Annotated in this window: 23 protein-coding genes; 21 read left to right on the forward strand and 2 right to left on the reverse strand. The window is 75.2% G+C overall.

Annotated elements, in window-relative coordinates; genetic code table 11:
• The first annotated feature begins 131 nt into the window (after window positions 1–131).
• Together KK617_RS16150 and KK617_RS16155 are read left to right on the forward strand one after the other, a co-directional pair.
• On the forward strand, window positions 132–1148 hold the full coding sequence (locus KK617_RS16150) for an inositol monophosphatase family protein (RefSeq protein ID WP_277501168.1): 1017 nt from the start codon (window positions 132–134) through the stop codon (window positions 1146–1148).
• A gap of 120 nt (window positions 1149–1268) precedes the next feature.
• Window positions 1269–1559 carry a DUF4193 domain-containing protein gene (locus KK617_RS16155; RefSeq protein ID WP_277501169.1) on the forward strand — a complete coding sequence of 97 codons (291 nt, stop codon included), beginning with the start codon at window positions 1269–1271 and terminating at the stop codon, window positions 1557–1559.
• 94 nt (window positions 1560–1653) lie between these two features.
• Here KK617_RS16155 and KK617_RS16160 read toward each other — a convergent pair whose 3' ends face one another.
• Entirely contained in the window at window positions 1654–2022 is a 369-nt protein-coding gene (locus tag KK617_RS16160) for a DUF4235 domain-containing protein (RefSeq protein ID WP_277501170.1), read from the reverse strand.
• 59 nt (window positions 2023–2081) lie between these two features.
• A complete protein-coding gene (locus KK617_RS16165; protein ID WP_277501172.1) occupies window positions 2082–2540 on the reverse strand; it encodes a DUF3093 domain-containing protein in 459 nt (152 codons plus the stop codon).
• 87 nt (window positions 2541–2627) lie between these two features.
• Here KK617_RS16165 and dut point away from each other — a divergent pair, with 87 nt between their 5' ends.
• The 19 genes from dut to KK617_RS16260 form a co-directional block, all read left to right on the forward strand.
• Window positions 2628–3158: a dUTP diphosphatase gene (dut, locus tag KK617_RS16170; protein ID WP_346813333.1), complete on the forward strand. Its 531-nt coding sequence runs from the start codon at window positions 2628–2630 to the stop codon at window positions 3156–3158.
• Window positions 3159–3797 carry a DUF3710 domain-containing protein gene (locus KK617_RS16175; RefSeq protein ID WP_277501174.1) on the forward strand — a complete coding sequence of 213 codons (639 nt, stop codon included), beginning with the start codon at window positions 3159–3161 and terminating at the stop codon, window positions 3795–3797.
• A 62-nt stretch (window positions 3798–3859) separates the two neighbouring features.
• Window positions 3860–4174: an OB-fold nucleic acid binding domain-containing protein gene (locus tag KK617_RS16180; RefSeq protein WP_277501175.1), complete on the forward strand. Its 315-nt coding sequence runs from the start codon at window positions 3860–3862 to the stop codon at window positions 4172–4174.
• A complete protein-coding gene (locus KK617_RS16185; RefSeq protein ID WP_277501176.1) occupies window positions 4174–4914 on the forward strand; it encodes a DUF3159 domain-containing protein in 741 nt (246 codons plus the stop codon). Before KK617_RS16180 ends, KK617_RS16185 begins: the two co-directional genes overlap by 1 nt.
• Window positions 4911–6308 carry a replication-associated recombination protein A gene (locus KK617_RS16190; RefSeq protein ID WP_277501177.1) on the forward strand — a complete coding sequence of 466 codons (1398 nt, stop codon included), beginning with the start codon at window positions 4911–4913 and terminating at the stop codon, window positions 6306–6308. The genes KK617_RS16185 and KK617_RS16190 overlap by 4 nt, the downstream gene beginning before the upstream one ends.
• A gap of 25 nt (window positions 6309–6333) precedes the next feature.
• The gene (locus tag KK617_RS16195) at window positions 6334–6900 is read left to right on the forward strand and encodes a hypothetical protein (RefSeq protein ID WP_277501178.1); all 567 of its coding nucleotides are present in this window, start codon (window positions 6334–6336) and stop codon (window positions 6898–6900) included.
• Window positions 6897–7280 carry a DUF6167 family protein gene (locus KK617_RS16200; RefSeq protein WP_277501179.1) on the forward strand — a complete coding sequence of 128 codons (384 nt, stop codon included), beginning with the start codon at window positions 6897–6899 and terminating at the stop codon, window positions 7278–7280. Before KK617_RS16195 ends, KK617_RS16200 begins: the two co-directional genes overlap by 4 nt.
• Window positions 7280–9982: an alanine--tRNA ligase gene (gene alaS, locus KK617_RS16205; RefSeq protein WP_277501180.1), complete on the forward strand. Its 2703-nt coding sequence runs from the start codon at window positions 7280–7282 to the stop codon at window positions 9980–9982. The genes KK617_RS16200 and alaS overlap by 1 nt, the downstream gene beginning before the upstream one ends.
• Window positions 9983–9992: 10 nt before the next feature.
• Window positions 9993–10451 carry a Holliday junction resolvase RuvX gene (gene ruvX, locus KK617_RS16210; RefSeq protein WP_277501181.1) on the forward strand — a complete coding sequence of 153 codons (459 nt, stop codon included), beginning with the start codon at window positions 9993–9995 and terminating at the stop codon, window positions 10449–10451.
• Entirely contained in the window at window positions 10444–11676 is a 1233-nt protein-coding gene (mltG, locus tag KK617_RS16215) for an endolytic transglycosylase MltG (protein ID WP_277501182.1), read from the forward strand. The genes ruvX and mltG overlap by 8 nt, the downstream gene beginning before the upstream one ends.
• Window positions 11651–12493: a shikimate dehydrogenase gene (locus KK617_RS16220; protein ID WP_277501183.1), complete on the forward strand. Its 843-nt coding sequence runs from the start codon at window positions 11651–11653 to the stop codon at window positions 12491–12493. The genes mltG and KK617_RS16220 overlap by 26 nt, the downstream gene beginning before the upstream one ends.
• Window positions 12494–12504: 11 nt before the next feature.
• A complete protein-coding gene (locus KK617_RS16225) occupies window positions 12505–13248 on the forward strand; it encodes an A24 family peptidase (RefSeq protein ID WP_277501184.1) in 744 nt (247 codons plus the stop codon).
• Between the two features lie 13 nt (window positions 13249–13261).
• Window positions 13262–14461, forward strand: coding sequence for a chorismate synthase (gene aroC, locus KK617_RS16230; RefSeq protein WP_277501185.1), 1200 nt, complete (start codon window positions 13262–13264; stop codon window positions 14459–14461).
• Window positions 14458–14982 carry a shikimate kinase gene (locus KK617_RS16235; RefSeq protein ID WP_346813339.1) on the forward strand — a complete coding sequence of 175 codons (525 nt, stop codon included), beginning with the start codon at window positions 14458–14460 and terminating at the stop codon, window positions 14980–14982. Before aroC ends, KK617_RS16235 begins: the two co-directional genes overlap by 4 nt.
• Window positions 14975–16108 (forward strand): 3-dehydroquinate synthase, encoded by a 1134-nt coding sequence (aroB, locus tag KK617_RS16240; protein WP_277501186.1) that lies wholly within the window; start codon window positions 14975–14977, stop codon window positions 16106–16108. Before KK617_RS16235 ends, aroB begins: the two co-directional genes overlap by 8 nt.
• Window positions 16105–16563 carry a type II 3-dehydroquinate dehydratase gene (locus tag KK617_RS16245; protein WP_277501187.1) on the forward strand — a complete coding sequence of 153 codons (459 nt, stop codon included), beginning with the start codon at window positions 16105–16107 and terminating at the stop codon, window positions 16561–16563. The genes aroB and KK617_RS16245 overlap by 4 nt, the downstream gene beginning before the upstream one ends.
• A gap of 67 nt (window positions 16564–16630) precedes the next feature.
• Window positions 16631–17194 (forward strand): elongation factor P, encoded by a 564-nt coding sequence (gene efp, locus KK617_RS16250; RefSeq protein ID WP_277501188.1) that lies wholly within the window; start codon window positions 16631–16633, stop codon window positions 17192–17194.
• Window positions 17194–17598: a transcription antitermination factor NusB gene (gene nusB, locus KK617_RS16255; protein ID WP_277501189.1), complete on the forward strand. Its 405-nt coding sequence runs from the start codon at window positions 17194–17196 to the stop codon at window positions 17596–17598. Before efp ends, nusB begins: the two co-directional genes overlap by 1 nt.
• 187 nt (window positions 17599–17785) lie before the next feature.
• A partial coding sequence (locus KK617_RS16260) for a hypothetical protein (protein ID WP_277501190.1) occupies window positions 17786–17996 on the forward strand: 211 nt, incomplete at its 3' end.

A 17996-nucleotide genomic window follows, 5' to 3' on the forward strand; every position in this document is an offset into this window, starting at 1 on the left:
AGCGACGCCCCCGAGGCCGCGCTGCCCGACCGGCCCGCGCTCGGCGAGCTGGGCCCGCGGTGGGACCGGTGCGCCGTCGACTGCTGCCCCAACCCCCGGCAGTGGCAGCCCGTCGCCGGCGGGGTGGACGCGTGAGCGCCCCGGCCCGCGGTGCCCGCGCCCCCAAGCCGGGCACGGCCCCCGACGGCACGCCGTACGCCGACCTGCGCGACCTCGCGGTCGGCATCGCCCAGCAGGCCGCCGGCCTCGTGCGCCGTGCCCGCGCCCAGGGTGTCGCGGTTGCCGACACCAAGACGAGCGCCGTCGACGTCGTGACCGAGGCCGACCGCGCCAGCGAGGCCCTCGTCACCGACCTCCTCGCCCGCCTGCGCCCCGACGACGGGATTCTCGGCGAGGAGGGTGCCGACCGCGCCGGCACCAGCGGCGTGCGCTGGGTCGTCGACCCGATCGACGGCACGGTCAACTTCCTCTACGGCATCCCGCAGTACGCCGTCTCGATCGCCGCCGAGGTGGAGAGCGCCGAGGGCCGCCGGGTCGTCGCGGGCGCCGTGGTCGACGTGGCGGCGGGCACCGTGCACGAGGCGTACGCCGGCGGCGGCGCGCGCACCGACGGCGTGCCGATCCACGTGCGCGACGCCGCACCGCTCGCGGAGCGGCTCGTGCTCACCGGGTTCTCGTACGACGCGGAGCAGCGCCGCCGTCAGGCCACGGCGCTCGTCGGGCTGCTCCCGCGGGTGCGCGACGTGCGGCGGATGGGCTCGTGCGCCCTCGACCTGTGCGCCGTGGCCGGCGGGCGCGCCGACGGCTACCTCGAGGAGGGCACCCACCCCTGGGACCACGCGGCCGGCGTGCTCGTCGCCCGCGAGGCCGGCGCACGTGTGGCGACCGCGACCGGGGTCGGCGGACGCGAGCTGCTGGTGGTCGCGCCCGCCGAGGGCTTCGACGAGCTGTACGACGCCGTCGTCGCCGCCGGGTTCACCGAGGCGCCGCCCGCCGAGGCCCCCGTCGGGGCGGCCGCCGAGACCTCCGCGGAGACCCCCGCGGAGACCCCCGCCGAGACCCCCGCGGAGACCTCCGCCGAGGCCCCCGCGGAGGCGGCCGACGAGCCGTCGGTCACGCCGGTGACGAGCGGGAATAGCGGTGCCTAGACCACTGTTGGTGGCACCGGTGTCCGCAGACGGGACACCGGTGTGCGGGACCGGGCGGCGATGGTGCATGATCTGCCGCGCCCAGCACAGGCAACGAGCTACTTCCGGGGATGGGATCTGATGGCAACCGACTACGACGCACCTCGCAAGACCGAAGAGGACCAGAGCGAGGAGAGCATCGAGGAGCTCAAGGCTCGCCGTCACGACAAGAACTCCGGCAAGGTCGACGAGGACGAGACCGAGGCCGCCGAGTCGTTCGAGCTGCCCGGCGCGGACCTCTCGCACGAGGAGCTGGCCGTCGAGGTCAAGCCCCGCCAGGAGGACGAGTTCACCTGCATGAGCTGCTTCCTCGTGCACCACCGCAGCCAGCTCGCGGACTCGACGCGGCTCATCTGCCGCGACTGCGTCTGAGCGCGAGCCGACGCACCGGCCCGCAGGGCCCCGGCAACGCAGAGGCGCCGCCACTCCCGAGGGAGGGCGGCGCCTTCGTCGTCCTACGACACGCTCAGTGCGTGGGGGCCTTCGCCTTGTCCGCGCGCTGGCCGTCGGCCCGCAGCTCGCCGGGCAGGTGGCCCGTGGAGCGCGCGTAGTACTGCGCCGCCTTGCGGGCCGCGAGCATGCGCGCCAGCGCGATGATCGTGCCGCTGGCCACGGCCCAGGCGACGGCCTCCCACAGCTCGACGTCGGGGTCGGCCGGGTTGGCGGGCGGGTTCTTCCCGGTCGCGGCGCGCCACGACGTGGTGAGGCCCTTCTTGGCGACGGCGGCGGCGGCGATGGCGGAGACCGCCGATCCGGCCGTCCAGACCTTCGAGCTCTTCCCGACCTCGTTCGAGCTCTTCGACATGTGCTCCTCCTCGCGGGGCGGTTCGTCCACCGACCGCCCCTCGGGCGGCCGTGCCACCCAACCCTAGGGGGTGCCCGGAGCGGGACCGCTCAGCCGAGCTGACGGGCGCTCGCGACGGCGGCGGCGAGCCGCTCGGGGCGCCGGCAGCTCACGAGCCAGTACGGCGTGGGGTCGGCCGGGTCGGTGATGGTCACCTTGACGCTGCGCCGCAGGTAGGGCCGCAGGACGAGGTAGGCGCGGGCGTCGGCGTGCCGGCCGGCGACGAGCCGGGTCTGCTCCGCGTCGAGGGTGACGACGTCGCCGACGTGCTCCAGCCCGACCTCGGCGCGCCCGGCCACGAGGGTGCCGTGCTCGGTGACGGCGACGCGGGCCCCGCCGTACGTGGCGAGGCCGAGGGCCACGAGGGCGAGCACCAGGACCGCGATGGCGGACGGCACCCACGCCAGGTGCACCGGGAAGGCGACGACCGCCGCGATCCAGAACGAGGCGACGAGCATGGTGCCCTGCACCCACCACCGCAGCGGGACGGTGAGGCGTTCGGCGTACACGTCGCAGAGTTTCCCATCCCCGGGCGACCCGGGCGGCACCGGGCCCGCCCGCGCCGGGACGGGGGCGGCGGGGGCTATGTTCCCGGCGTGGCCGAGACCCCCGACGCACCGCCCCGCCCGGCGGACCCGACCGTCGCGCTCCTGCGCCTGGACCCCGGGCTGGAGCCGCCGGCGTACGCCCACCCGGGTGACGCCGGCGCCGACCTGCGCACGGCGGTCGACGTCGAGCTGGCGCCGGGGGAGCGGCGGCTCGTGCCCACCGGCGTGGCTCTCGCGCTCCCGGACGGCTACGTGGGGCTCGTCCACCCCCGCTCGGGCCTGGCGGCCCGGCACGGCCTCTCCATCGTGAACACGCCGGGGACGGTCGATGCGGGCTACCGTGGTGAGGTCAAGGTGCTGCTGGTCAACCTCGACCCGCGGGAGCCGATCGTGCTGCGGCGCGGCGACCGGATCGCCCAGCTCGTCGTCCAACGGGTGGAGCGCGCCTTCTTCGTCGAGGTCGACGCCCTTCCGGCGTCGGTGCGGGGCGCGGGCGGCTACGGTTCCACGGGGGGATTCGGCGCGACCACCGCGCCCGAGGGTGATGGACCGGCCCCCACCCACGCAGAGGAGAAGTGAGTGAAGTTCCGCCGCAAGCCCCGTGTCGAGGGTGACGGCGTCGCCGGTCCCACCGCGCTGACGCCGTCGTTCGGCGCGCCGCAGCGCACCGACGTGGTGACGACGGGCCCGTTCGACGAGAAGGACGCGCCGGAGGCCGAGCGCGCCGACCTGGGCTCGCTCCTCATCGCACCCGGCCCCGGTCGCGACGTGCGGCTGCAGGTCGACCAGAAGACGCAGCAGGTCCAGGCGGTCATCATCACCGGAGCCGAGGGCGCCATCGAGCTGCGGGCGTTCGCGGCCCCGCGCAACGGTGACCTGTGGGCCGAGACGCGTCCGCTGATCGCGGCCGAGACCGTCCGGCGCGGGGGCTCGGCCGTCGAGCAGGAGGGTCGCTTCGGCCCCGAGCTGCGCTGCGAGGTCACCGTGCAGCGCCCCGACGGCACGAAGGCGCAGCAGCCGTCCCGCGTCGTGGGCGTCAACGGTCCGCGCTGGATGCTCCGCGCCACGATCCTGGGCCGCCCGGTGGCGGACGCGGAGGCCGCCGCGGAGTGGGAGGACGTGCTGGCCGGTGTCGTCGTCCGCCGTGGCGAGGAGGCCATGGCGGTCGGGGACGCCCTGCCCATCACCGTCCCCGAGCAGGCCCGCCGGGTGCAGTAGTGGCGAGCGATGACGCGGCCCGCCGACGCTTCGGTCTCAGCGCGCGGCCGCACGGCCGGGAGGTGCTGGACCAGGAGACCTCCGATCTGCGCCGCGACCACGGCGGCGAGGGCCGCACCTGCATCGGCGACGCCCCCGACCGCGAGCGCGTCCAGCTGTTCGGCATCCTGCGCACCGTCACGCTCCAGCCGCGCGGGGGCGTGCCCGCGCTCCAGGCCGAGCTGGCCGACGGCACCGGATCCCTGACGCTCGTGTGGCTGGGGCGCCGCTCGATCCGCGGCATCTCCGCCGGCCGGTCGATCTCGGTGACCGGGCGCGCCGGCGTGCAGGACGGCGTCCGGGTGATGTTCAACCCCCGCTACGAGCTGAGGCCCTGATGAGCGAGCCCACCGCCGCCCGGGCAGTGGTCGACGTGGACACGGTCGAGGCACTCGTGCGCCGCCAGCTGGCGGCGGCCTTCGGGGGAGCGCGCGGCATCGTGGAGGCGGCCGTGCCCACGGTGCTGTTCACGGTCCTGTGGCTGAGCACGAAGGACCTGCAGCTCGGGCTCGTCACCAGCCTCGCCGTCACGGTGGTGCTCCTGCTCGCGCGGCTCGTGCAGCGCTCGACGGTGCAGTACGTCGTGAACGCGCTGGTGGGCATCGGGATCGGCTGGCTCTTCGTGCACCTCTCGGCCCGGTCCGGGGGCTCCGTCGACGACCAGGCCCTCGCCTACTTCCTGCCCGGCATCCTCTACAGCGCCGGCTACACCGTCCTGGTGGGAGCCAGCTGCGTCGTGGGCTGGCCGCTGATGGGGTTCCTCATCGGCAGCGTCACCGGCGACGCGACGGCCTGGCACCAGGACCGCGGCATCGTGCGCCTGTGCACCCGCCTGACGTGGCTGCTCCTGCTCCCCGGCGCGATCGGCGTGCTGCTGCAGGGCCCGGTGTGGCTGGCCGGTCACTCGGGGGCCCTGTCGGCCGGCACGGCCGTCGCGGTGCTCGCCGCGCTGCGCCTGGGGCTGGGCTGGCCGCTGCGCATCGCGTCCTTCGCCGCCATGATCTGGATGCTCTCGCGCGACCGCACGCCGCTGGCCGACCCGGCCGCGCCCGACGCGCCGGCCGCACCCGCCGGATGAGCGACGTACCCGAGGCCGACGGCCTGTTCGAGGTCCCGGGTGCCCGGCCGCCCGCCCGGAGCGGGTCGGGCTCGCTGAGCTCCGCCGACCACGCCGCCGCGCCGCTGGCGGTGCGGATGCGTCCGCGCACCCTCGACGAGCTGGCCGGCCAGGAGCAGCTGCGCGCCGCCGGCTCCCCGCTGCGCCAGCTGATCGAGGGCGACCGGTCGCTGAGCCTCCTGCTGTGGGGCCCGCCCGGGACGGGCAAGACCACGATCGCCTCGATCGTGTCGCAGCAGACGCAGCGGCGCTTCGTCGAGGTCTCGGCGGTCTCCGCCGGCGTCAAGGAGGTGCGGGCCGCCATCGACGCGGCGCGCGCCGACCTGGTGCGGACCGGCACCGAGACCGTGCTCTTCGTCGACGAGGTGCACCGCTTCTCCAAGGCGCAGCAGGACGCGCTGCTGCCCGGCGTGGAGAACCGGTGGGTGACGCTCGTGGCGGCCACGACCGAGAACCCCTACTTCTCCGTCATCTCCCCGCTGCTCTCGCGCTCGCTGCTGCTGCGCCTGCAGTCGCTCACCGACGAGGACGTGGCCGCGGTGATGGACCGGGCGCTGGGCGACGAGCGGGGTCTCGCCGGCGCGCTCACCATCACCGACGAGGCGCGCGCGCACCTCGTGCGGATGGCCGGCGGCGACGCCCGCCGCTCGCTCACCTACCTCGAGGCTGCAGCCGCAGCCGCGACGTCGCGCGGCTCCGACGAGATCGACCTCGCGACGACCGAGACGGCGGTCGACCAGGCCGCGGTGCGCTACGACCGGCAGGGCGACCAGCACTACGACGTCATCAGCGCCTTCATCAAGTCGGTGCGCGGCTCGGACGCCGACGCGGCGCTGCACTACCTGGCCCGCATGTTCGAGGCGGGGGAGGACCCGCGCTTCATCGCCCGCCGCCTCGTGGTGCTGGCCAGCGAGGACGTCGGGCTGGCCGACCCCACCGCCCTGACGACGGCGGTCGCCGCGGCCCAGGCGGTGCAGCTCATCGGGATGCCCGAGGCCCGGCTCAACCTCGCCCAGGCCACCGTCGCGCTCGCCGTCGCGCCGAAGTCGAACGCCGTCTACAAGGCCATCGACGCCGCGCAGGCCGACGTCCGTGCGGGCAAGATCGGCACGGTGCCGCCCCACCTGCGCGACGCCCACTACGCGGGCGCCAAGAAGATCGGCCACGGCGCGACGTACCAGTACGCGCACGACGCGCCCTACGGCATCGCCACCCAGGTCTACGCCCCGGAGCCCGTCGCCGACCGCACCTACTACGAGCCGACGGCGAACGGCGCCGAGGCCGCGCTGGGGGAGCGCTGGGCCCGCATCCGCCGGATCGTGCGCGGGCAGCCCGGCGACGGCGCGACGCGTTGAGCACCCCGCGATAAGGTCACCCTCCATGAGCGACGTACTGACGACGCCCTGGGTGCTGCCGTGCCTGGTGCTCGCCGCCCTGGCCGTCGTCCTCGTGCTCACCGTCGTCGTGCTGCGCCGCCAGGCGCGCACCCGCGCCGAGCTCGCCGCCGCCCGTGCCGACGCCGCCGAGCTGCGCGCCCAGGTCGCCGCGGTGGAGCGCCGGGAGGCGGAGCGGGACCGTGCGGCCGGTGACGTCGCCCGCAGCGAGGTGGCCCCCGCCGCGCGCCGCCGGCCGGCCCCCGACTACGTCATCACCCGCCTCGGCGCCGAGCCCGCGGCCCCCGTCGCACCGGCCGGCCCCCGGCGCACCGTCGAGGTCGCAGGTCGCGTCGACGGCCGGCTCTTCGCCGACCTCGTGCTGCGCGAGACGCTGGTGCGGGCCGCGGCGGTGACCTACGGCGTACGGCGCGCGCTCGCCCCCGAGACCCGCAACCGCGTGCGCTTCGAGGTACGGCGTGAGGTCAAGCGGTCGCGCCGCGCGCGCCGCGCCGAGCTGAAGCAGGCCCGCCGCGACCTCCACGCCCGCCAGCGCGCGGAGGAGGCGGCGTGAGGGGCGGCATCTGGTTCGTCACCGGCGCGGGCGCCGGCCTGTGGGCCGCGGTGCGCGCCCGGCGGGCCGCCGAGGCGCTCACGCCCGACGGGGCCCGCGACCGGCTCGCGGGGCTCCGGGTGGGCGCCCGCATGCTCGCCGAGGAGTTCACCGCCGGCGCCGCGGAGAAGGACGCCGAGCTGCGCGAGCGGTTCGGGCTCGTGCCCCACGGCCTGCCCGAGCTGACCCCGGGTGCGCGCGGCGCCACGGTGCCTGGCAGCATCACCGCGCCGGATCAGGCCCCCGACGGCCCCGCCGGGGTCGCCGGTGCCGCCCCGGCCCCGCACCACCCCCTCGACTCGACCCCCGGCCCCCGCGCCGGGCAGGAAGGCAGCAGCTGATGGACACCGCGGAGATCCGCCGCCGGTTCACCGACCACTTCGCGAGCAACGCGGCGGTCGGCGAGCACACGGTCGTGCCCTCGGCCTCGCTGCTCCTCGACGACCCGAACCTGCTGTTCGTCAACGCGGGCATGGTGCCGTTCAAGCCGTTCTTCCTCGGGCAGGAGACCGCGCCGTACCCGCGAGCCACCAGCATCCAGAAGTGCGTGCGGACCCTCGACATCGAGGAGGTCGGCAAGACCACCCGCCACGGCACCTTCTTCGAGATGTGCGGCAACTTCTCCTTCGGCGACTACTTCAAGGAGGGCGCCATCACGCTCGCCTGGGAGCTGGTCACCAAGGCCCAGGCCGACGGCGGCTTCGGGTTCGACGAGTCGGTGCTCTACCCGTCGGTGCTCGACGGCGACGAGGAGGCGGTGGCGCTGTGGAAGCGCATCACCGGGCTCCCCGACGACCGCATCGTGCGGCTGCCGCCCAAGGAGAACTACTGGTCGATGGGCGTGCCGGGCCCCGGCGGTCCCTGCTCGGAGATCCTCATCGACCGTGGGCCGGCGTACGGCGCCGACCGCGACTGGGACGCGGGCGACCGCTACCTCGAGTTCTGGAACCTCGTCTTCATGCAGGACGAGCTGTCCGCGGTGCGCAGCAAGTCCGACTTCGACGTCGCCGGCTCCCTGCCCCGCAAGAACATCGACACGGGCATGGGCCTGGAGCGGGTCGCGTACCTGCTGCAGGGCAAGGACAACATGTACGAGATCGACGTGGTCTTCCCCGTCATCGAGCGCGCCCAGGAGCTCACGGGCCGCCGGTACGGCGCGGACCCGGCCGACGACGTGCGCTTCCGGGTCGTCGCCGACCACGTCCGCTCGTCGATGATGCTCATCAACGACGGCGTGACTCCGGGCAACGAGGGCCGCGGCTACGTGCTGCGCCGCCTCCTGCGCCGCGCCGTCCGCTCGATGCGCCTGCTGGGGTACGGCGACCCGTCGCTGCCCGAGCTGCTCCCCGTGAGCCGCGACAAGATGGGCGAGGGCTACCCGGAGCTGCTCACCGGGTGGGACCGGATCAGCCGCGTCGCGTTCGCCGAGGAGGAGGCGTTCCGCAAGACGCTCCAGGCCGGCACGCAGATCTTCGACCTCGCGGCCGGCGAGGTGAAGCAGTCCGGCGGTGACCGGCTCTCGGGCGCGAAGGCGTTCGCGCTGCACGACACCTACGGCTTCCCCATCGACCTGACGCTCGAGATGGCCTCCGAGGCCGGCCTCAGCGTCGACGAGCAGGGCTTCCGCGGCCTCATGCAGGCGGCCCGGGAGAAGTCGAGGGAGGACGCGCGCCGCAAGAAGGGGCAGCACGCGGACACCTCGGCGTACCGCGGGGTGCTCGACGCGCACGGCCCGACCGAGTGGCTCGCCTACGAGACGCTCGAGACGGAGTCGCGGCCGCTGGCGCTGCTCGCCGACGGCGCCCCCACCGACGTGCTCACCGCGGGCCAGGTCGGCGAGCTGGTGCTCGACCGCACCCCGTTCTACGCGGAGTCCGGCGGCCAGGCCGCCGACGCCGGCACCATCGAGTTCGACGGCGGGCGCCTCGAGGTGCTCGACGTCCAGCGACCGGTCAAGGGTCTCGTGGTCCACCAGGTGCGCGTGGTCGACGGCGAGCTGGCGCTCGGCTCGCGCACCGGCGGCACCCTGCAGGCCCGCGTCGACCCGGACTGGCGCATCGGCGCCCGCCAGGCCCACTCCGGCACGCACGTGGTGCACGCGGCGCTGCGCGAGGTGCTCGGCCCCTCCGCGCTGCAGTCCGGCTCCTACAACCGCCCGGGCTACCTGCGGCTCGACTTCGGCTGGACCCAGGGCCTCACGCCGGGCCAGGTGCACGACATCGAGCAGGTGTCGAACCAGGCGCTGCGCGCCGACCTCGCCGTCGCGGCCCAGTTCATGACGCTCGGCGAGGCCCGCGAGTGGGGCGCGCTGGCGCTGTTCGGCGAGACCTACGACGAGACGAAGGTCCGCGTCGTCGAGATCGGTGGGCCGTGGTCGCGCGAGCTGTGCGGTGGCACGCACGTCGACCACTCGTCGCAGATCGGCACCCTCGTGGTGACCGGCGAGTCTTCGGTCGGCTCCGGCAACCGGCGCATCGAGGCCTTCACGGGCGTCGAGGGCTTCGCCTACCTCGCCCGCGAGCGCGACGTGGTGGCCCAGCTGACGGGTCTGCTCAAGACCCAGCCCGACGACCTCGTCGGCCGGGTGGGCGACCTCGTCGAGCGCCTGCGCGCTGCGGAGAAGGAGCTGGAGCGGGCCCGCCTCGTGCAGCTCCTCGCCGGGGCGGGCGAGCTGGCCGCCGGCGCCCAGGACGTGGGCGGGGTGGCCGTGGTCGCCACCCGTGCGCCCGGCGCGGCCGGGGGCGACGTGCGCACCCTGGCGCTCGACGTGCGGGGCCGCATCGCACCGTCGCGACCCGCGGTCGTCGTGGTCGTCGGCGACGGGGGCGGCAAGCCCGCCGTGGTCGCCGCGGTCAACGACGCGGCGCGGGAGCGCGGCCTCAGCGCCAACGCGCTCGTCCGGGCCGCCGGCCCCCACCTGGGGGGCAAGGGCGGCGGCAAGGACGACGTGGCCCAGGGCGGCGGCACCGACGTCGGCGGCATCGACGCGGCGCTCGCGGCGGTGCTCGACCAGGTCCGCGCCACCGCGGGCGACGGCGCCTGAGCGGGCCACGATGAGCGGAGTGCGGCTGGGGATCGACCCGGGGGACGCCCGCATCGGGGTCGCCCGGTGCGACCCCTCGGGCATCCTCGCCACACCCGTCGAGACCGTGCGGCGCGGGCCGGGCGACCTCGCCCGACTCGTCGCGCTGCGCGACGAGGTCGAGGCCGTGGAGGTCGTGGTCGGCCTCCCGCGCTCCCTGTCGGGCCGCGAGGGCCCGGCGGCGGCGAAGGTCCGCAAGTTCGCCACGCAGCTGGCGTCCCGGCTGGGTGGCACCCCGGTCCGGCTCGTCGATGAGAGACTCACGACCGTGTCCGCGGAGAGCATGCTGCGCGCGAGCGGTCGCAAGGCCAAGAACCAGCGGTCGGTCGTCGACCAGGCCGCTGCCGTGCTGATCCTGCAACACGTCCTGGACACCGAGCGGCGCACGGGGGTCGCGCCCGGCCGACTCCTCGAGGAGAACGATGTCTGACCCGTCCCCGCACCACGACGACCGCCTGGACGTGCTGGGTGCCGACGACCCGTACGACGAGCACCACGCGTACGACGAGCACGCCGGCTACGACGAGGTCCACCACGACGAGGAGGCCTACGAGCCCCGCCGTCAGGGTGGCTCGCGCCGCGCGAAGAAGAAGCGCAGGCCCGTGGGCTGCCTGCTGGGCTTCCTCGTCGTCATGGCGCTCGTCGTGGGTGGCCTCTACCTCGGCGTGAGCTGGGTGGCCGACCGGCTGGGCGGCGGGGGCGACCCCGAGGACTTCGACGGCGTCGCCTCGGTCGAGGAGTGCGCGACCTCCGGCGAGGTCGAGATCACGGTCCCGGAGGGCTACCTCATCGGGCAGATCGGTCGCCTGCTCGCGGACGAGGGGGTCGTCGCCTCGAGCGGCGCGTTCACGTCGGCGGTCGGGGCCGGCAGCGTCCGGGACGGCACGCGGACCATGTGCGAGGGCATGAGCGGTGCCCAGGCCGCCGAGCTGATGACGAACGCCGACTACATCGGCGGCGGCAACGGCATCACGATCACCGCGGGCCGGACGGCCGAGCAGACCTTCGCGCTCCTCGCGGAGGCGACCGGACTCCCCGTCGAGGACTTCGCCGCGGCCGCGGAGGACCCCGCCATCGGGCTGCCGGAGGGCGCCGACAGCGTGGAGGGCTACCTGTTCCCGGACAGCTACGACTTCGGGCCCGAGCCCACGGCCGTCTCGATCGTGACGCAGATGGTCGAGCGCTGGAAGGAGGTCGCGGCGGAGGTCGGTCTCGTCGACGACGCGGTCCCGGGCTACACCCAGGCCGAGCTGCTGACGGTGGCCAGCATCATCGAGAAGGAGGTGCTGCTCCCCGAGGAGCGGCCCGCCGTCGCGGAGGTCATCTACGACCGGCTGGCGGACCAGTGCGTCGGCGTGCCCGCCGGCCTGCTGCAGATGGACTCGACCGTCAACTTCATCAAGGGCGAGACCGACACCCCGTTCACCACCGACGAGGACCGCGCCGTCCAGAGCCCCTACAACACCTACGTCGAGCCGGGCCTGCCCCCGGGCCCCATCTCCGCCCCGGGGCGCAGCGCGATGGAGGGCGCGGTCAACCCGACGTCGGAGGGCTACTGCTACTTCGTCGCAGCGGGGGACGGGTCGAACTCGTCCGACTTCGCCGTGACCTACGCCGACCACCTCGAGAATGTCCGGCGCGCCCAGCAGCAGTGACCGCCTCGGGCGGTGCGCGGTCGTGGGCGACCCGATCGCGCACTCGCTCTCGCCGGTGCTGCACACGGCGGCGTACGACGCCCTCGGCCTGAGCGGGTTCAGCTACGTCGCCGAGCGGGTGCCGGCGGGCGGTCTGGCCGACTTCGTGGCGGGGCTCGACGCCTCGTGGCGCGGGCTGTCGGTGACGATGCCGCTCAAGCGCGAGGCGGCCCGGCTGGCCGACGAGGTCACGCCGCTCGCGGCGGCGGCCGGTGCCGTCAACACGCTGGTGCTCGACGCCGGCCGGGTGCGGGGCGACAACACCGACGTGCCCGGGGCGGTGAACGCGCTGCGCGAGCGGGGCGTCGACACGGTCCGCTCGGCCACCGTGGTGGGGGGCGGCGCGACCGCGACGTCGGTGTCGCTGGCGCTGGCCGACCTCGGCGTCCGGTCCATCACGCTGGTGGTGCGCTCCGCGGAGCGGGCGGCGGAGACGCTGGCCGCGGTGCAGGCGCACCCGTCGGCCCCCGACGTGGCGGTCGCCGGCGCGGAGGACGTGGCGCCGCCGGGCGAGGTCGTGGTCTCGACCGTGCCCGTCGAGGCGCAGGGGCCCGAGCTCGTGGAGCGCCTGGCGGTGGCGCCGGTGGTCTTCGACGCCGTCTACGACCCGTGGCCCACCCCGCTGGCCGAGGCCGCCGAGCGGCACGGCGCGGTGCTCGTCAACGGGCTCGACCTCCTCGTCCACCAGGCGCTGCTGCAGCTCGAGCAGTTCACCGGCGAGCGCGTGGGCGTCGACGTCATGCGCGACGCCGGCCTCGCGGCGCTGCGCGAGCGCTGAGGGGCCCAACCGTGGTGGTCGAGGTCGGTGCGGTGCTCGTCGGGGCGACCGCCGCGGCCGCCCTGGCCGCCGTGCTGCCCGCCGCCCTGGCCCGGGTGCCCGACCCGCCGCCGTACGAGGACGACGACGAGGCGGACGTCGGCATCGGTGCCGCGGCGCCCGACGCGCCGACGTACCCGACCTTCGGCGAGCTCGCCGCCGCGCCGGCCCTGCCGTTCGGTCTCGCCGTCGTCGCCGCGCTGGCGGGCGGGCTGCTGGGGGCGCACACCGGCTGGGCGTGGCCGCTGGCCTGGCTCGTGGTGCTGGCCGGCGTGGGCACGCTGCTGTCGTGGGTGGACCTGCGGACCTACCTGCTGCCGACGCGGATCATCTACCCGACGTACGCCGTGGTGGCCCTGCTCATGGCGACGGCGTGGCTGGTGGAGGGCGACGGTGCGCCGGTACGGCGCGCCGCCGTCGGGCTCGCGGTCGCGCTCTTCTGCTACTGGCTGCCGTGGCGGATCAACGCGAGCTGGATGGGCTTCGGCGACGTGCGCCTCTCGGGCCTGCTCGGCGCCGTGCTGGGCTGGGCCGGGTGGGCCGAGCTGGCGCTGGGCCTCTACCTGCCGTTCCTGCTCGGCGGGGTGGTCGGCGGGCTGCTGATGCTGCTGCGGGTGCTGGGCCGCTCGTCGTACCCGCTCGGGCCGTTCATGTTCCTCGGCACGCTGCTCGGTCTGCTCCTCGGGCCGTCGGTGCTGCCGGGCCTCGCGGCGTGAAAGACTCGCCCCCATGCTCCGATGGCTCACCGCGGGGGAGTCGCACGGCCCCAGCCTGGTCGCGATCCTCGAAGGTCTTCCCGCCCACGTCCGCGTCACGTCCGGCGACGTCGCCGACGCGCTCGCGCGCCGCCGCCTCGGCTACGGCCGCGGCGCGCGCATGAAGTTCGAGCAGGACGAGGTGCGCTTCGTCGGCGGCGTCCGGCACGGCGCGACGCAGGGCGGACCGGTGGCGGTCGAGGTCGGCAACACCGAGTGGCCCAAGTGGGAGAAGGTCATGTCGGCCGACCCCGTCGACCCCGCCGAGCTGGAGAACAGCGCCCGCAACGCCGCGCTGACCCGGCCCCGCCCGGGCCACGCGGACCTCGTGGGCATGCAGAAGTACGACTTCGACGAGGCCCGGCCCGTGCTCGAGCGGGCCTCGGCCCGCGAGACCGCGGCGCGCGTCGCGCTCGGCGCCGTCGCGGCCGCGTTCCTCGAGCAGACGACGGGCGCGCGCATCGTGTCCCACGTCGTCGAGCTCGGCGGCGTGCCCGCCCCGGCCGGCTCCGTGCCCGGCCCGGACGACGTCGAGCGCCTCGACGCCGACCCCGTCCGCTGCCTCGACGCGGCGGCGAGTGCCGCGATGGTCGAGCGCATCGACCAGGCCCACAAGGACGGCGACACCCTCGGCGGCGTCGTCGAGGTCGTCGTGCACGGCCTGCCGCCGGGCCTGGGCTCGCACGTGCACTGGGACCGCCGCCTCGACGCGCGCCTCGCCGGCGCGCTCATGGGCATCCAGGCCATCAAGGGCGTCGAGGTCGGCGACGGCTTCGAGCTGGCCGCCACGCCGGGCTCGCAGGCCCACGACGAGATCGTCGCCGACACCCCCGGCGCCGCCCCGGACCAGCTCGGCCTGCGCCGGGCCACGGCCCGCGCGGGCGGCATCGAGGGCGGCATGTCGACCGGCGAGGTGCTGCGCGTGCGCGCGGCCATGAAGCCGATCGCCACCGTGCCCCGCGCCCTGCGCACCGTCGACGTCGCCTCGGGCGAGGCGACCGTCGCGCACCACCAGCGCTCCGACGTCTGCGCCGTGCCGGCCGCCGGCATCGTCGCGGAGGCCATGGTGGCGCTCGTGCTGGCCGACGCCGTGACCGAGAAGTTCGGCGGCGACTCCGTCGGCGAGACCCTGCGCAACGTGGAGGGCTACCTCGCGGCGCTGAGGGTCCGGTGAACCCCACGACCCGCCCCCGGGCGGTGCTCGTCGGCTCGATGGGCGCCGGCAAGACCACGGTGGGCGCCGAGCTGGCGCGCCGGTGGGGCGTCGGGTTCCGCGACACCGACGCCGACGTGGTCGCCGCGGAGGGCCGCGAGGTCGCCGACATCTTCGTCACCGACGGGGAGGCGCACTTCCGCGCCCTCGAGCGCGAGGCCGTCGCCCGCGCGCTGGCCGAGCACGACGGCGTGCTCGCGCTCGGTGGGGGTGCGGTCGTCGACCCCACCACCCGCGCGCTGCTCGAGGGCCACGTCGTCGTGTTCCTTGAGGTCGGTCTCGCCGAGGCCGTGCAGCGGGTCGGGCTCGGCGCGTCGCGGCCGATGCTGCTCGGCAACGTCCGCGGGCGGATCAAGGCGCTGCTGGACGAGCGCACCCCGGTGTACGCCGGGCTCGCCACCGTCCGCGTCCCCACCGACGGCCTCGACCCGGCGCAGGTGGCCGACGAGGTCGAGGCCCGGCTGGAGCACGCCCGTGCCTGAGACCGCCCCCGTCGTCGGTACGACGACCCTCCACGTCGGCGGCGCGTCGCCGTACGACGTCGTCATCGGCTCCGGGGTGGGCGAGCACGTCCTCCCGATGCTCGGCGACGGCGTGCGCCGCGTCGCCGTGCTGCACCCCGAGGGCCTGCGCCACCTCGCCGCACCCGTCGTGGAGCGTCTCGAGGCCGCCGGACTCGCGGTGCTCGAGCTGGCCCTGCCCGAGGGGGAGGGCGCGAAGACCGCGGCCGTCGCCGTGCGGGCCTGGGACGCGCTGGGCGAGGCGGGCTTCACCCGCTCCGACGCGGTCGTGACCGTCGGCGGCGGCGCCACCACCGACATGGGCGGCTTCGTCGCCGCCACCTGGTTGCGCGGCGTGCGGGTCGTGCACGTGCCGACCACGCTGCTGGGCATGGTCGACGCGGCCGTCGGCGGCAAGACCGGCATGAACACCGCCGCCGGCAAGAACCTCGTGGGCTCGTTCCACGAGCCCGCCGGCGTGGTCTGCGACCTGGCCACCCTCGCGACGCTGCCGCACGACGAGCTCGTCAGCGGGCTCGGCGAGGTCGTCAAGTGCGGCTTCATCGCCGACCCCGAGATCCTGCGGCTCGTCGAGACCGACCCGGCGGGCGCGGTCGACCCTGCGAGCCCCGTGCTCGCCGAGCTGGTGCGCCGGGCGGTGCAGGTGAAGATCGACGTCGTGGTCGGCGACCTGCGGGAGACCGCGGGCACCAGCGGCGCCGAGCACCCGGGGCGCGAGGCGCTCAACTACGGCCACACCCTCGCGCACGCGGTGGAGCGCGCCGAGGACTACACGATGCGCCACGGCGAGGCGGTGGCCATCGGCATGGTCTTCGTCGCCGAGCTCGCCCGGCGCACCGGGCACGTCGACGACGCCCTGGCCGACCGGCACACGAGCGCGCTGGCCGCCGTGGGGCTGCCCACGTCGTACGACGGCGCCCCCTTCGAGGAGCTGCTGGCCACGATGCGGCTCGACAAGAAGTCGCGCGGCGACCAGCTGCGCTTCGTCGTGCTCGACGGGCTGGCCCGGCCCCGGATCCTGGCCGGGCCCTCCGAGGCCGACCTGCGGGCCGCGTACGACGTGGTCCGCACGGGCGGCCGGGGGTGAGCGGCGCGCGGACGGGCACGCCCGTGCTCGTGCTCAACGGCCCCAACCTCGGGCGTCTCGGGCGCCGGCAGCCGGAGATCTACGGCCGCACGACGTACGACGAGCTGGTCACCGCGTGCGAGCGGTGGGGGGCGGAGCTCGGGCTGACCGTCGAGGTGCGCCAGACCAACCACGAGGGCGTCCTCGTCGACTGGCTCAACGCGGCCGCCGACGACGCGGTGCCGGTGGTGCTGAACGCGGCCGCGTGGACGCACTACTCCTACGCGGTCTTCGACGCCTGCGCCCAGCTCGCGGCGCCCCTCGTCGAGGTGCACCTGTCGGACCCGACCACCCGTCCCGAGAGGTGGCGCCACACGTCCGTGGTGACGCCGCACGCGGCAGCGGTGGTCGCGGGCAAGGGTGTCGACGGCTACCGCGAGGCACTGGAGTTCGTGGCCGCCGCGGTCGCTCGCTAGACTCGCCCGCTGGCGTGCGCTGCGGCGTACCCGACCCCCACCCGTCGAGAGAAGGCTGACCGAGCGCATGGCATCCACGAACGACCTCAAGAACGGCATGGTCCTCAACATCGACGGTCAGCTCTGGGCCGTCGTCGAGTTCCAGCACGTCAAGCCGGGCAAGGGTCCCGCGTTCGTCCGCACCAAGCTGAAGAACGTCGAGTCCAACAAGGTCGTCGACAAGACCTTCAACGCCGGCACGAAGGTCGAGACCGCGACGGTCGACCGCCGCACGATGCAGTACCTCTACAACGACGGCACCAGCTACGTCTTCATGGACACGGGCACGTACGACCAGATCGAGGTCGCGCCCGAGATCGTCGGGGACGCCAAGAACTTCCTCCTGGAGAACCAGGAGGCGATCGTCGCCACCAACGAGGGCCGCGTGCTCTTCATCGAGCTCCCCGCCTCCGTCGAGCTGCTCATCACCTACACCGAGCCGGGCCTGCAGGGCGACCGCTCCACGGGCGGCACCAAGCCGGCCACGCTGGAGACGGGCCACGTCATCAACGTCCCGCTGTTCATCAGCAACGGCGAGAAGGTCAAGGTCGACACCCGCGACTCCTCCTACCTGGGCCGCGTCTCCAGCTGATGGGGGCTCGCACCAAGGCGCGCAAGCGTGCCCTCGACGTGCTCTTCGGTGCGGAGATGCGCGGCGAGGACGCCGTCGAGGCCCTCGACGCCGCCATCGCGGCCGGCGAGGCGCCGGGCAACCCCTACACGGAGGTGCTGGTGCGCGGCGTGCACGAGCACCGCGCCGAGATCGACGGGGTGCTGTCCGCACGGGCACAGGGCTGGTCGCTCGAGCGGATGCCCGCCGTCGACCGCAACGTGCTGCGCATCGGGGTGTGGGAGATCCTCCACGCCGACGACGTCGACGCCGCCGTGGCCATCAGCGAGGCGCTGACGCTCGTCGGCGAGCTGTCCACCGACGAGTCGCCGGGCTTCGTCAACGGCGTGCTCGCCTCCGTCGTGCGCGAGCAGCGCCAGGCCTGAGCCGCGGCTCCACCCCGGCTCCATCCGGGCTCCACCGCACGTCCGCCGACCCGGCGCCCCTCCACGGGGTGCCGGGTTCGTCGTGTCCCGGGATGGCCCGCGTTTGTCGGCCGGGGCCCGCGGGTAGGCCGGGCCGGCAGCCGTGCCCGCGCCGCCGCTCGGGACCGTGGACGACAGGAGGAGCCCGGTGACCCTGCCCGACCCGCACCCCGGCACCGGGGAGCACACGAGCGAACGGCTCTACACGACCGACGAGCTCGAGGCCTACACCGTCGAGCGGGACCGGGCCCAGGGTCGTCGCCGCGCCGACGTCGCCGCCGAGGCGCCGGCCGCCGACCCGGGCGACCCCGCCGGGCTCGTGCCCCCACCCCCGCTCGCCCCGCCCGTCGCGCCCGCGG

The sequence above is a fragment of the Nocardioides sp. ChNu-99 genome (genome assembly GCF_029493445.1).
In the GTDB taxonomy this organism is placed as follows: Bacteria; Actinomycetota; Actinomycetes; order Propionibacteriales; family Nocardioidaceae; genus Nocardioides.

Bases quoted from the DNA above. Each gene is read 5' to 3' on its own strand.
- mltG (WP_277501182.1), top strand. From the start codon at position 10,444: ATGTCTGACCCGTCCCCGCACCACGACGACCGCCTGGACGTGCTGGGT.
- KK617_RS16195 (WP_277501178.1), top strand. From the start codon at position 6,334: ATGAGCGACGTACTGACGACGCCCTGGGTGCTGCCGTGCCTGGTGCTC.
- KK617_RS16185 (WP_277501176.1), top strand. From the start codon at position 4,174: ATGAGCGAGCCCACCGCCGCCCGGGCAGTGGTCGACGTGGACACGGTC.
- ruvX (WP_277501181.1), top strand. From the start codon at position 9,993: ATGAGCGGAGTGCGGCTGGGGATCGACCCGGGGGACGCCCGCATCGGG.
- KK617_RS16220 (WP_277501183.1), top strand. From the start codon at position 11,651: ATGTCCGGCGCGCCCAGCAGCAGTGACCGCCTCGGGCGGTGCGCGGTC.
- efp (WP_277501188.1), top strand. From the start codon at position 16,631: ATGGCATCCACGAACGACCTCAAGAACGGCATGGTCCTCAACATCGAC.
- nusB (WP_277501189.1), top strand. From the start codon at position 17,194: ATGGGGGCTCGCACCAAGGCGCGCAAGCGTGCCCTCGACGTGCTCTTC.
- aroC (WP_277501185.1), top strand. From the start codon at position 13,262: ATGCTCCGATGGCTCACCGCGGGGGAGTCGCACGGCCCCAGCCTGGTC.
- KK617_RS16190 (WP_277501177.1), top strand. From the start codon at position 4,911: ATGAGCGACGTACCCGAGGCCGACGGCCTGTTCGAGGTCCCGGGTGCC.
- KK617_RS16155 (WP_277501169.1), top strand. From the start codon at position 1,269: ATGGCAACCGACTACGACGCACCTCGCAAGACCGAAGAGGACCAGAGC.
- alaS (WP_277501180.1), top strand. From the start codon at position 7,280: ATGGACACCGCGGAGATCCGCCGCCGGTTCACCGACCACTTCGCGAGC.